We start from the raw sequence: 14,160 nt of genomic DNA, 5'->3' as shown, positions 1-14,160 counted from the left end.
GATAAGCGAAACGATTGTTTATCATCGAATAGACTCCGTCACATCACCTCAGTCTAGATTCAAGACACACAATACCTACGGCTCAACCAAATACTTGTATTTCTGAACCAACATCAATCATAGGTCGCAATCAACCATGCCGAACCTTGATAATCCCCAGCTACCGCATTTTTTCCTTGAATACGGCTGGTCACTCTTATCGTATCTAATTGATGAATTTCTAATGTTAAACTTTGTCCTGTCTGCCCTGTTGCTTCATCCGTTAACGTTAATTCGCTATAAATAACATCATTGCTATTTAAATGGCTTTTCAATGGCAAGCGTTTTTGCGGATCACTGTCTTTCGTATAATCTAGACGCAAGCGAATATTGGTTGATGACTTAAACTTACAGCTGTAAAAAATTTTTTCTGTCACCGTGCTATCGTAATTCAAACTATTTAATTTACCATGGCGTAGGCTCACCGTTTCTGCCTGACCGGTGCTTGTCGTCGTCGTGCAAAGAGAATCAATATGAATTTGGGAAGCTGCTAATCGTAAAGGCACCGTCGTTTCATTGATTGGCCAGCTATCATATGGAGGTACCGTTCTATTAGCAGTAAACGCTCTCACATAGCCCCCTAAATCCATTGCATTGATAACTAACTGCCCATCAATAATTCTTTCACCAATATAGAATGTTAGCTTAATAGGAAATTGGCTATAAAATTGGCCAGATGGAAAGACATCACCACCAAAACCATTGGAGCACACTGCCGCATCAATATTCACCCAGTTCATTAGGTTTGTTTCAACGGTCATAATTAAGTTGCTATTGATTTGATAAGCCGGTTTGCCTTCAATATGGGTGCCCGCCATAGGTGCATACATAAATAAACGGTGGAATGCGTTATCAGACGGAATATTGGTCTCTTTTTTCCCCCATTGCCTTCCGTGGCACCTAACCTGCCCAGAAACGCTGACATCCTTACTCGCGCTATCAATAAGCATGGTATTACCGATGCGGTAATAATTTTTACCATTAGAACCGACTATCGGTTTCGGTATTAATTCACTATCACGTTCTAATTTGATCACATAGCCTGTATTCGGGTCGACGATTTGTGCTGCATAGTCAGCTATAGCCTCAAAGCTAATCGCAATGAATAATAAAGCGATTATTCCTTTACCATGCCGAATTCTGACACGAATACCGCCATAAGATTTAAACTTAAACATAACCGCGATTCCCATTAGTCATAGGTCACCAAAATAGTCATAGCAGAGGTAAACTTACCTACAGCTAATCGCTCCGAAGGGATAGTGCTGATTAAACGTGCTTGTAAATCAGCTCTATATTCGGTGGCGCTGATTTTTTTAGGATGAATTCGTTGCAGCTTATTAATATCCAGTACATGTACTGCTCCCTCCGTTATTTCATTAAACAGGATCCCTAACCCTGCCGTTGTGGTCGCTAACAATGTCTGTCCATGATGTTGTAATGTATGAGTACCGTTAGGATTTAAAATAATCGCTAGGTTTTTATTAAAATCACAGCCTGAAAGATGAATCGGAAAATCTTTATTAATATGCGTGTTATCTAATGCTTCAGGCTTCATACTTCCAAAATCTATCGTCAGTTGTGAGTCATTATGTTCACTATGAATATTACAGCTAGGCGCCACCATAGTTGCATTAACTTCAACTAACACATCAGATTGAGCTAATGTGCTCATTAAAAAGCAAACGGCGATTATGGTACTGTCTCTTTTCATTACTCATACTCCACCGAAAATGTCGCTGTTCCCTTAAAATCACCAACCTTTATTTTTTCAGTCGCAGGCTTGCGTACAAAGACACCAAACGTTAATTGTTGCTGGTCATTCACCACTGAAACAACACCAATATCAATAGGTTGATTCCAAACAATAAGCTGATTATTTTTATTGGCTTCAGTAATTCCAAGCAACGCACCACTTTGACCTTGTGTCATTAAATAATGATGACCGCCAATATTGGTTAGTTGCTGGCTTTGCCAGGTAAATCGAATCGTTTTATTCAAATCAGATTGACTGCATTTATTAATCGCAATAAAGAAAGGTTGTATTTCGCTGGCGCCATACTCATTAATATATTGCCAACGTAAATTATCTAGCTTAATTTGCTTATTAACGGATTCAATAGCAATTTGGCATTTGCTGTGCACCAGTTCACCGCGAAATTGCACGTCTAATTGTGGATAACAAAATGCGTTTTTTGGCATTAGCACTAACATGATGACAACAATAAACACGTTATTCATAGCTAACCTCCAATCTCAATATATGCTGATTTTCATTGAGAATAGGCAGTGGTATTTTATTATTTCCATGTGTTAGTTGCGCTGCTGAACGTTTAAATTTTTGCCCCTGCAAAACATCATAAAATTGTAATTTAACGGGTGTTTTAACCGAACTATCAGGAGTATCATTTTTATGAAAAATAACACCAGCCCCACATTCCGTTAAAATAACGTCAGTATTCATGGCTAAATTACAAGGGGCACTAAATAATGCTGCATTAACCTTAATCCACCCTTGTCGTGGCTGTTCATAATAGGTTTCTTCCGCGGGTGTATTAGCGACAGGCGTTGCAGCTTGAGTCCAATTGCTCACGACACAACTCAGAGTAACCAACAATAACCATCTTCTTTGATGTTTCATTATTGCCTTCCCCCTCGACTATCTTGTTTGAGAAGCGCGACTACAGCTCTTTTGTCACTGTGCAAACATCACTGACACACTGAAAAGCCAGTGTAGGCTTGCCACCATAATCATTGATATAGGTAAGATAGGGGGTTGCTAATTTGGAGGATGCCATATCGTGCGTAGATCTTGGTGGCACCATCACGACATCAAAATGGCTTTTCTCTGATTGCGTTTTGCTATCGCCTAAACCAATCACCGTTAAATGAAAAGGGGTCAGATTGTGCAGTTTATAGCCTTTTGTCGTTCGAGTTAGTGTGACCTTATGAGCCCATCGCGTTTCTGATTCCGCCAAAATACGGGTAGGCCGATAAAACAACTTAACACGAGACTGCAACGCAATTTGTAATGTATTCCCTTCCGTGGATTTTGGGGGAACTTCCCGCAGATTGAAATAAAATACCGACTCTCTATCTTGAGGTAACTGCGCAAGCAAAGGCGTTACACTCAATCTCACTAAGCTATCACTGTTTGCTTCGACTCTCTGCAAAGGTGGCGTTGATAAAATTGCCCCTTTGGTTAATTTATTTCCCTGTAAATCCTCAATCCAGCTTTGTGCTAAATAAGCTTCTTCAGGATTATCATTCGTGATCCGGATATTGATAGAACGTTCGCTTCCGGGAAAAATAATTCTTGTTCGGTCTAATGTAATGGCGCTATATGCACTCATCGCAACTGACATTGTTAGCAAAAAACAGCCCCATAATAGCCCATGATGTAACTTTAAATTCAACATAAATGACCCCATTAACCTAATTTAATGACCTTTTGAATACGCGGTTGGTAAAGAAGCGGCGCTCTGAATACACGGCAGCAGCAACATGTTGGACGATTGCGTGAAGTTGTCTGGTAACCTTAGCTCACACTGTTTGTGGTTATTCCAGTAAGCAAACAGTGTTTCTTGTGCAGAAACACCGACTAGCCAAGTGACTCCGTCTTCCCCAACAATTCCTAATTCTTGGTTATCCGCATTACGCACACTGGCACCAAAGGGGAGGCTTTGGCCATTTTCTAAAGATAAAATGGCAAATAATTTCTCTCCCTTCATCACGGGTAAATGACGATAACCAATGGCCCCTTTAGTCAGCGTAATATCTGTCGTCGATACCATCGTTTCTAAATTATCAGGTAGCTTACTGGTATTAATTGATGCGGTAGATTTACGGTAGCTATTCACATTTGGGATAACTGCCAGACCAAAGCCATTCGTTTTAATCACGCCATTATCTAATGGCACGTCACTGGCTCCCGCCGTGTCGATCATTAATCGAGTATCACCGTGAGCAGACCGATGTAATGCAGCGCCTTTCGCCGTTACTGTCACGCCACTATTGATTGAGCCACCAATACTGCGATATTGATGAGGTACATAGCTCGCGTTTGCAGAAATATTGGCTTGTGACAGGTCTCGTGAATAGAAACCGCTCAGGCTGGTTTGATTATCAATATTCTGACCATGGTTATACCCCATATTTAAACTGTAATTATCAGTGGCGTTATAACCGCTATAACCCATGTTATGGTTATATTGATGGTGACCAGATGCTCGAGAATAAAGTTCAGAGAAAGTTACACTATGGCCTGTATAAAGTGGCACTGAAAAATACACGTTGATAGCATCATCTGCGACGCCATTATCACGTTCAGTACGAGTCGCCGATAATGATAAATTCGTATCATATTGAGATAGCGTTGGCAGACTCATATTCGTGCTCGCATACAAACCATATTGTGTTTGTGAATCATTTTGCCAATAAGTACTATATTGATAATTCAAAGAGATATTAAAGTTCTCAAAATACTTATTCAGATAAACTTGATAATTTTCTTTTTGAGCGCGAGGTGTTACGCCAATGCGCTCTTCATCCATAAACTGTGTTAACGTTCGATATTCTTTATCAGCAAAACGATACCCCGCAAACGTGATATCCGTGCGTAAATCATCAAATGATTTCGCGTAGTTAAACCGATAAGAGCGCCCCTGTAATCTTTCGTCTGGAAGATCTGAAAACGATTGGGTAATATCAGCTGAAATCGCACCGATAGCAAAAAGATCACGCCCTAAACCAAGCGCTAATGTTTGATAATAACCGTTTGCCTGTGTTCCACCATACACTGACCAAGTATTGGACACCCCATAAGAGAACTCACCGCCAATAATAGGCTGACCAGTCAGATGACGGCCGTCATAACGTGTTTTTCCGCCAACTAATTTATAAATCAACCTGCCCGGACGGGTTAAATAAGGTAATGAGGCAGTACTGATACTAAATTTTTTCTCCTCGCCATTTTCTTCGCGTACAGTGACATCTAATACCCCTCGTATTCCGCTATCCAATGTTTGAATACGAAACGGACCGGGTGGTACGGCCGTTTCGGCAATTACCCGCTCTTGACTACGAATAATCACCGTTGCATTAGTATTGGCGACGCCAATAATTTCTGGTGCATAGCCAACAAGCTTTGGCGGTAACATTCGGTCATCGCTTTCTAGCGAAATACCACTGTATTGCCATGCGTCAAAGATATCCGAATAGAAGTCATTTTCCCCCAACGTCAAAATAGCGGCGGATTCTTTTAATGAGGTAAAAGCATATAAGCGGCTAAAATCAAACTGATGGGTTTCCTGTGGATAGTGTGAGCCACGCTGGTTTTGATAATTAGCATGATAGTCTCCGCGTAATCGCCAAGCACCAATATTGATCCCCGTCGTGCCATTTGCTGATAAATAAACTCTTCGGGTTCCCCCTTTTTCCTTAGTCGCTGACATATTAGCGTTGAAATCAATAAAACCGCCATTGATGCCCTCTTCCCATAATGCCGGTGGTGTCCAATACGGATCCCGATATTCCATCCACATTTGAGGGATCGTGATATGCAGTGACAATGTTGATAATTCAACTTTTGTTTGTATCCCTGATAGAGATGAAAAATCGAGGCACTGGCCATTATCTGAGAGTGTGACCTTTTTTTCTGCCGAACTTTTCAAACCAATCAATTCCAACATATCAGCAGGAATACAAACCCTTTGTGACGGTACCTCAGCCTGTGTGTTTTTGTCATACACCGTAATGTCTCGGGGTGCCCCCAAGCGCAAACCATTAACGAATACTGTCAATACATAGTCACCAGGCGGTACATACCCTGCGACAGAAAATTGGCTTATATCAATATGTTGGATATCTTGGGCATCCAGTACATCGGTATTGAATTCGGAAGCGCCAGCTGTCCATGCCATAAAGCCAAACGTAAATAAAACGACCTGCCTTACTTTGCAATGTTTGAACATCATGCTCTGTTCCATCCCAAATACTGCAAAAGAGTTCCCTCGACGTAGATCTTATGAGGCTCCTCATTTTGTTCTTATTGATAATCGATGAAAAAACGAATCAAACCTTGATAGTTACCTGCCTGAATCGGTTGCCCTGTCAGTTCTAGCCGTAAAAAATAACGTAGAAAAAGGGTTTGCCCAGATTTGTTTTGTCGTAGCACATGATGAGATAAGGGATAATTTTGCCCAGGAATGAGGACCTGTGATTGATCATTCAATACTGAGACCCCCAAGCCTTGAGAGGGGCCACGCAATACAAAAGCCTCAATTTGCTGTGCCTTTTGACCATCAAAGCGAATTGACCATGTTTTACTATCAATAGAGGAATACACACTGCCACAATCACGTAACTCAATAATAAATGGCTGGTTATAACGTTCCCGACGACTCATCGTAGAAAGCATCGTCAACGTTAAAGGAGAAAAATTAATCGTTTGGTGGCGATTTGGCATGACAATGGAACAAGGAGTTGCCACCACGTTGCCAATTATTCTTGTCATCCCATTAAAAGCGCGTTCATCAGCATCCACAGACGCGTATGCAACAGCGATTTCAAGCGTGAATAACATGATTAAGCACATTACTTGGCAATGAAAACGAATAAGCTGTTTGTATGCGCTCACTGTATCCCTCCACATATCAATAATGCCGCCAGCAATTTACTGGCGGGCAGTCATCCTGCTTATTGGTAAGTAATACGGAAATTGGACGTTGCGCTAAATTGCCCTTCGACAACCTCTTTAGTGGTATCAACAGCTTTAGCCAGCGCTTTGAATTTTAAAGTATTATTTCCTTTTTTATTCACTATCCTCGATAAGATATCTTTAGCTTTACCAAATTCGAACCCATCAATCCCCACTCCGACATTGTTTGTGTTCCCCGCTGACGTCGCCAGTAAAGTATTAGCCGCATCGGCATAACTTTGCCCCGTAAAAACAAGTTCCATCGCTTTAACGGCTATTGGTTTACCACCCGCATCTTTATCAAAATCAGTAAAATCACATCCCGTGAACTCAATATTAAAGTCAACCTCAGCGACTCTACCGTTCTCTAAAGCACGGCGAGATAGTTTTCCAAAATCAATAGTTTGCTTTAATGAGGATTGTGCAATATTACAGGGAGTACTGACGACGGTACCGATAAAATCTAATGTTCCTGTGTTATCTGCAAGGGTGTTGAAAGAGGCCATAGAGGTAGCAATAACAACCACCTGCGTGAATTTAATTAATCTCATGTGTTTTTCCTTTCAATATAAAATTTAAATTGAAACAACCCCATCATTAAAAATTCTTTAATGACGTAAATTTAATATTTCATTGAAATTTCAATCGCTAAATAAAAAAATCATCCTTGATCAAACCGTCTTTCTCCTCCTTCATACGCAATATTGGAGCGTCGCGTATAAATAATATTATTTACTGATAATTTCATTATTAGATATTATCGATATAGCTTTATTTCTGCTATTTCCGCTGAGTAGTTAGCCATTACGTTGAAAAAAAAGTCAGACCAATCCATATCGAGTGCTTTCAATAACACATCTAATGTTTCAATACTGATACTCGTTTCACCTCGTTCATAGCGGGATATTTGTTGCTGACTGACGTGCAGCATCTTTCCAACTTGAAGCCCAGTTAACGATTTACGTCTTCTTGCTGATCTTAAAAAATCACCAATATCTTGCCGTAGTAGAATCCTATTTTTAATCATATTAAAAACCAACGAAAATATAGTTAACATTTAAAAAACAAGCCAATCTTTAATTTAAAAACCTCACCATCATGAATAAAATAAAATTCATAAATTGGTTCGCAACATAATAAATAAAAAAACATAATTTTAATGAAATATAGAGTTATCATTAGAGACTGTAAATACGTTTATATCGATCGAATCATTAATAATTCATAGGTAAATGCTATCAAAGGCAATTAAATCGATCGTTATATACGATTGCAAATTTAATTTAACCCTTTAAAACCAACAAGATAAACAAACCACATTCAAATTAAATAATATAAAAGACAATTAATTATTCAATATCAAAATGAAAAAAAATATAAAATTAATCATTAATGCTATTTGTAACAAAACAATTTAACTCGACATTAAAAAAACAGCATAAAACCATCAACAAATAAAAAAACAACATTAATATCAATAAAAAATCATTACATCAAACATAAAAACCACAATTACCCAAAAAATGAGTTAAAAGGAAAATCATGCAACATTAAAACAATTGAAAAATATAAAAGTAAACACCAACAACAAAAAATAATTAAAATAATATCAACTTGTTATTATCTAATTCACATTATTATCTCTCTTGTGATTAAAATAACCCATTGAGCAATATGACCATATAATCTCTTTGCTATTAATTGGTTTAGTTAATTATTATCTCATTACTTATTCTATTATCATTTTTTATTTTACACATGATTGCTTAGCACGATAGTTTAATCGATGACTAAAAAGGATCCTGCGATGACAACGAGATGCTGGAGATAAACAAGGTTTTTCCATAGCATATCAAGCTATTGAGCTGGGAAGTGGCCTTTATGCTTAAAAGATAAAAAAGGGCCAGAACATATAGTCTGGCCACGCTTTCATTAATGCTTTTTGTTTTTATGATGATTTAGCGTCTCTTCTTTGAGGTCTAATTCATCACGTAAGCGATGGTATACACGTTCGTTGATATTTTTACCTTTACGCATGAGATATAGCGCATCGCGCTTCGCTTGTAAGGCAGAACGAGACATTTCACGTTCCATATCAATCATTTTATGTAAATCATAAACATCGGATTCGGTTTCATCGGTGTTATCTAAACGTCTGCCATAGATTTCCAATAATTGGGCCCCGACTTCTGTACGCATTGCGATTTCATCCATATCCTCTGAAGGATGATTCATTAGCTCGCGTAAATGAGCCATTGCGGCTTCATTCAATGCCATACGTGCACGAATTTCATCATTATCATACGGTAAATCTTGGACTAACCCTTTGGTCAGAATAGGTAATGCGACACAGGCAATCAGCAAAGAGCAGAGAATCACCCCCATCGCTAAAAAGATTGCAACATCACGATTTGGGAACAAGGAGTTGTCTGGCATCAATAATGGGAGAGTTAAGATACCCGCTAAAGTAATGGCGCCTCGTACTCCCGCTGTCGCCATGACTGCCATCATGCGTATATGTAATACATCAGCCTCTTTACCACGACGGCGATTATGGAATACCGTTAATGTCATGGATATCCATACCCAACCGAAACGTAAAATAGCCAATGCCACTGTAATAACAATCACGTATACAAATAGCATCCATGGATGGCTAGCACCAGCCGCTTCGGCTACCTCTGGCATGTTATTCCACATACTTGGTAATTGCTCACCTAACAGGATGAAAATCATACCATTCAGGGCTGTTTGTACGGTATCCCATACTGCCTTACTCTGCATACGCGTTGCGGCTTGCATGCGTCCTGCAATTTTTTCATAGTGCATTGCGATACCCGCAACCACCGCGGCTAAAATACCAGAGACATGCAGATGTTCAGCCAATAGGTATGCACTGAATGGCATTAATAGGCTGATCATAATTTGGATAGCAGGCTCTTCCCCCGTACGCTTGACTAAAAATTGGTTTAACCAACCGATGACCCAAGCCACTAACAAACCAATTAAAATACCGCCGAAAGCAACGAGTACAAATTGTCCAGCCGCCGATGCTAATGAGAAGGTGCCGGTTAGCGCTGCGGTGACAGCAAAACTAAAGCAAACCAAACCTGTTGCATCATTGAGCAGTGATTCACCTTCAAGAATATGCGCCATACGCGAAGGTAAAGGTGAGTTAACTGTCATTGCAGAGACCGATACCGGATCAGTCGGGGATAAAATGGCCGCCAACGCGAAAGCAACGGCGAGTGAGATAGCAGGAATCAACCAGTGAATAAAGAACCCCATCCCAATCACCGTGACCACAACAAGGCCAATTGCCAGCGACATGATAGGTTTTATTTCTTGGAATAACGCTTCTTTAGGGATACGCCATCCATCTAAAAACAGTAATGGAGGAATAAACAGGAATAGAAATAGATGCGGTTCAAATTCAACCGTAAAACCAAAAACGGATAGCCCAGCACCGAGCGCTATCTGAATAATAGGTAAAGGAATAATATCCTTAAGTAACCGTGAGATAAAAACACTCACAATCACGGCGAGTAAAAATACCAAAACAAGGGTCACAACTGACATGGATTTGCTCCAATTTTAAACTAAATAGACGTTATCAGTAGGAAAGTAAATAGATAAATTGAATCGATGTAAAGTATCTATTTAGTCAGAAAATAAAAAAGCAGAATTATCATAAAACTTATAACACAATCATTCTGTTACAAAATATTACCGTTATCATCAAATAGTGATGAATGAAAATCTATCTTAATGATAATTAAATATTTATTATAATTAGCACAGATAAATTACATTCCCCTCTTTAATTTTGCTTTTCTGGCGTTTTTTTCTCTTCAACATCAAGGCACCCAGTTGTTTCTGTTGTCATGCCCTTTCTGTTTGCCTGAAGGCTCGAAAACAGATGAGTCAGTATATTGTTGGTTGCTTAAATCTGCTGATCTCCTTTCCTATCACGCTAACACTGTTGCCTATCTTCAATGGTCACTAACAGACTCAGACGAACGATTAAATATGCCAGTGATACGTATGACACTATTCACTCCCGCTATCACTGGCATCAATATTTAACATTCGAACTTATGGCAAAGACCGCTTTCTTGGTGATGAATCTCAATGCATGAGCAATGTAATTGAAACAATGCATAGGTGAGTGCATATATCGGCGTTAAATAGATGATAGGGGATACAGAAAAAGAGCATTAGTGTCGTTACCACTAACGCTCTTTATACGTTTAAGAACGTGTTATTTCTTTTTTATTAATAAAGGTAATAACAATACTGCTGATAAAAGTGTGGCGATTATCATTGTCATAAAGAAACCATTCCACCCTGCGGTTTCAATGATCTTAGCCAGTGGGTATCCCGACAAAGCCGCGCCTAAATAACCAAATAAACCAACAAACCCAGTTGCAGCACCAGCTGAATCTTTATGAGAAGCTTCTGCGGCCGCCATACCAATCAACATTTGTGGCCCAAAAATAAAGAAACCAACAAAAAAGAAGCAGACTGAGATTAATAAATACCCCATTTCAGGGAATAGCCATAAAAAAGCAGCCACAACACCAATACCTATCATAAAGATAATATTCATCGGTGTTCTATTCCCTTTAAAGAAAAAGTCAGATCCCCAACCAGCGACTAATGTGCCAATAAATCCCCCAACTTCTAGGAATGACAAGGCAGAGTTAGCTTTAATTAAATCATAACCATATTCTTCGACTAAATATAAATTAGTCCAGTCATTCAATCCAATACGTACGATATAAACAAGAATATAGGATATGGCTAATAACCAAACATATTTATTGGTAAATATATATTGAACTAAAATGGGCCAAAGTTTTAATTTTCGACTAGAGGCTTCTTGTTGTAATTCAAGTTCATCATTACGCCAATGTCCTACGGTTGGCAGCCCCATTGTTGAAGGTTTATCTCGCAAACGTAAACAGACAAATAACCCAACAACAATTGCAATGATACCGGGTATATACATACCGTAACGCCATCCATAATGTACTGCTAGCCCCCCAGCTAATAGAGGAATAATAGCACCACCAACATTATGGGAGGTATTACAGATAGACCACCATAGCCTTCGCTCATTACGAGAATACCATGAGGTTAAGGACTTAGAGCATGGCGGCCATCCCCAGCCTTGGAAAAACGCATTTAACACCCAAAAGAAAGTAAATAACCATAAACTTGAGCTCATCCCAAAAAAAATGTTGATAAACCCAGTAATGATTAATCCCACTCCCATGAAAAAGCGGGGATTAGAGGCATCACTCATAATACCGGAAGCAAAACGAGAGATGCCATATACTAAATAAAATGCCGTCGTTAATATACCAACATCAGAAATACTAATTCCCAGATCTTTAATCATTTCAGGCATCACATAATTAAAGCTCTTGCGGGTGAAATAATACGTTGCGTACCCAGCATATAACGCAATCATAATATGAATTCGCCAATAACGATAAAGTTTATCTATTTCTTTTTTATCTGTTATAGGGGGTTGGTCGGGTAACGTTTTTATCCATCGGAACATAACATTCTCCTCAATAACCATTATTTTTATTTTTTGTCGTTATTTATAAAAACTGCTGTAATATTTCCAATGCTTGTCGATGGAGCTCTGCTGTTCCCGCCGCAACGACGGTTTTTCCTGAATGCATCGTTAACGGTTTTCCATCCCAATCTGTAATTTTTCCTCCAGCCCCCTCGATAACGGGGACTAACGCACAGTAATCAACCTCCCGCATGCCACCACTATCAATACTTAAATCAATACGCCCTGTAGCAAGACAGGCATAGGAGTAACAAGCTGCCCCATAAACTCGCCATTTCGTTTTAGGTATAATGTGTTCGTAGCCTGCGCGATGTTCAGGTAAGACAGGTTCGGTATTACTGGAAGACATGAGCGCTAACTCTAACTGAGTGCAATTACGGGTTTGAATGGGCAAGCCATTTAATGTTGATGGGTGGCCTTTTACGCCAACCCAACGTTCTGAGACGGCAGGGTGTTCGATAATACCTAAAACAGGTACTCCGTGGTGACAAAGCGAAATGAGTGTGCCGTAAATCGGAATCCCTGCAATAAATTGCCGAGTACCGTCAATAGGGTCAATAACCCAAGTAAACTCTGATTCTCCTAATTGAAAGCCATATTCTTCACCCAAAATATTATGTTCGGGATGAAATGTTTGGATAATTTGTCTAATTTCTCGTTCTACATACTGGTCAATTTCAGTAACAGGACTTTCATCATCTTTAGTATCAAAATAGATGTGCTCATAAAGTTTATTTTTACGATGTTCCGTTAAAATATAACGAGCCCTGTCTGCGGCAACATGTGCTGCTTGTAAAAAAATACGATAATCCATGGTGACCTCTCTTGTTCTGCTTGCCTGTTTTTAACGATCATCTTCGCGACCTAAAAAACTTAACCATTTGTTTTTTATTTGAATAGTTGACATATGAATTGAGTTATCACTCTACCCATATCGAAATTTGACTCTTGAGACACAATAACCAACTTGATGGTTTTGTAAATTTATTGTTTCAATAATGTTTCAATTTATAGACTGAGGGATTTTGTCTCGATGATCTTGATAAGTTTCCACGGAAATAGTGCGTAATTCGGCATAACGGCTGTCAAGCCAAGGAATAATACGTAGAGTGACCAGAGATTGACTGAGGCTTAGCACTGATAAAATACAGACCTAAGTTCGACGAATAAAAACCAATGAGAGAAATGAATTCGTCAGAGTGTGTGCTTTGAACAGAGCTTATACTGAAAGATCGCTGTTTGATAATAGTCAGAATATAGCATGCTTTATTTATTGAGCTGTTTTAGATAATTCATATTATCTAAAGTCGCATTTTCTTTAATCTATAGTTTTTAATAAATAATGTTATTGAATGATTCTAAACAGATAACCGTGTTCGCTATTATCAATACTATTTCAACATTCAAATAAAAATCGAACTCAATTAACCCTTCTCATTCTGAAATTCGTCGACTGAATATATTGCACATTCCTCCCGTGATGAACATTATTAAATGGATTAATTCCCTTAATCGCATCCCATTAAGATCGAAAAAATCATCTTATATAAGAAATAAAAGACCAAATTAAAATTAATATATTATTTATCTATTTTATTTGTAAATTAAAAAAAACAGATGATACTTATAATCACTCACTAAATTCCCACTGAGTCAGATGATTATCAATATGAGAAAAAACACATAATGAAATAAAGATACTTACAATAACAACAGCACAGTAATGAATACACCAGACATACTGGATCATAATCTAAATTTAGACTCATTATTTATCAAAAGTTAACTTGATAATTGCATAACCAACTGAATATTAAGCATTAGTTATCAATAA

At 38.6% G+C, this 14,160-nt stretch carries 12 protein-coding genes; all 12 read right to left on the bottom strand.

Features of this window, described 5'->3' with window-relative positions:
* Window positions 1-113: 113 nt before the first annotated feature.
* Window positions 114-1,217: an adhesin gene (locus M1F03_RS02355; RefSeq protein WP_249999761.1), complete on the bottom strand. Its 1,104-nt coding sequence runs from the start codon at window positions 1,215-1,217 to the stop codon at window positions 114-116.
* 14 nt (window positions 1,218-1,231) lie between these two features.
* Window positions 1,232-1,753, bottom strand: a complete 522-nt coding sequence (locus M1F03_RS02350) for a fimbrial protein (protein ID WP_251464998.1) — start codon at window positions 1,751-1,753, stop codon at window positions 1,232-1,234.
* Window positions 1,753-2,280, bottom strand: a complete 528-nt coding sequence (locus tag M1F03_RS02345) for a fimbrial protein (RefSeq protein ID WP_251464996.1) — start codon at window positions 2,278-2,280, stop codon at window positions 1,753-1,755. Before M1F03_RS02345 ends, M1F03_RS02350 begins: the two co-directional genes overlap by 1 nt.
* Window positions 2,273-2,680, bottom strand: a complete 408-nt coding sequence (locus tag M1F03_RS02340) for a fimbrial protein (protein ID WP_251464994.1) — start codon at window positions 2,678-2,680, stop codon at window positions 2,273-2,275. The genes M1F03_RS02345 and M1F03_RS02340 overlap by 8 nt, the downstream gene beginning before the upstream one ends.
* Before the next feature lie 40 nt (window positions 2,681-2,720).
* Window positions 2,721-3,458, bottom strand: a complete 738-nt coding sequence (locus tag M1F03_RS02335; protein WP_163860606.1) for a molecular chaperone — start codon at window positions 3,456-3,458, stop codon at window positions 2,721-2,723.
* Between the two features lie 21 nt (window positions 3,459-3,479).
* Entirely contained in the window at window positions 3,480-6,026 is a 2,547-nt protein-coding gene (locus M1F03_RS02330) for a fimbria/pilus outer membrane usher protein (RefSeq protein WP_251464992.1), read from the bottom strand.
* Window positions 6,027-6,085: 59 nt separating this feature from the next.
* Window positions 6,086-6,676 carry a fimbrial protein gene (locus M1F03_RS02325; RefSeq protein WP_244316467.1) on the bottom strand — a complete coding sequence of 197 codons (591 nt, stop codon included), beginning with the start codon at window positions 6,674-6,676 and terminating at the stop codon, window positions 6,086-6,088.
* A gap of 59 nt (window positions 6,677-6,735) precedes the next feature.
* Window positions 6,736-7,287: a fimbrial protein gene (locus tag M1F03_RS02320; protein WP_318840072.1), complete on the bottom strand. Its 552-nt coding sequence runs from the start codon at window positions 7,285-7,287 to the stop codon at window positions 6,736-6,738.
* 206 nt (window positions 7,288-7,493) lie between these two features.
* The gene (locus tag M1F03_RS02315; protein WP_154623372.1) at window positions 7,494-7,763 is read right to left on the bottom strand and encodes a helix-turn-helix domain-containing protein; all 270 of its coding nucleotides are present in this window, start codon (window positions 7,761-7,763) and stop codon (window positions 7,494-7,496) included.
* A gap of 905 nt (window positions 7,764-8,668) precedes the next feature.
* Complete coding sequence (locus M1F03_RS02310; protein ID WP_251464983.1) at window positions 8,669-10,315, bottom strand: Na+/H+ antiporter; 1,647 nt, start codon at window positions 10,313-10,315, stop codon at window positions 8,669-8,671.
* A 682-nt stretch (window positions 10,316-10,997) separates the two neighbouring features.
* Window positions 10,998-12,305, bottom strand: a complete 1,308-nt coding sequence (gene uhpC, locus M1F03_RS02305; RefSeq protein WP_318840071.1) for an MFS transporter family glucose-6-phosphate receptor UhpC — start codon at window positions 12,303-12,305, stop codon at window positions 10,998-11,000.
* 43 nt (window positions 12,306-12,348) lie between these two features.
* On the bottom strand, window positions 12,349-13,140 hold the full coding sequence (locus M1F03_RS02300; protein ID WP_163860604.1) for an inositol monophosphatase family protein: 792 nt from the start codon (window positions 13,138-13,140) through the stop codon (window positions 12,349-12,351).
* Window positions 13,141-14,160 lie beyond the last annotated feature (1,020 nt).

The sequence above is a fragment of the Providencia sp. PROV080 genome, assembly GCF_033688105.1.
In the GTDB taxonomy this organism is placed as follows: domain Bacteria; phylum Pseudomonadota; class Gammaproteobacteria; order Enterobacterales; family Enterobacteriaceae; genus Providencia; species Providencia zhejiangensis.
The sequence above is the reverse complement of the archived record's forward strand: the minus strand, read 5'-3'. Positions and strand labels throughout refer to the sequence as shown.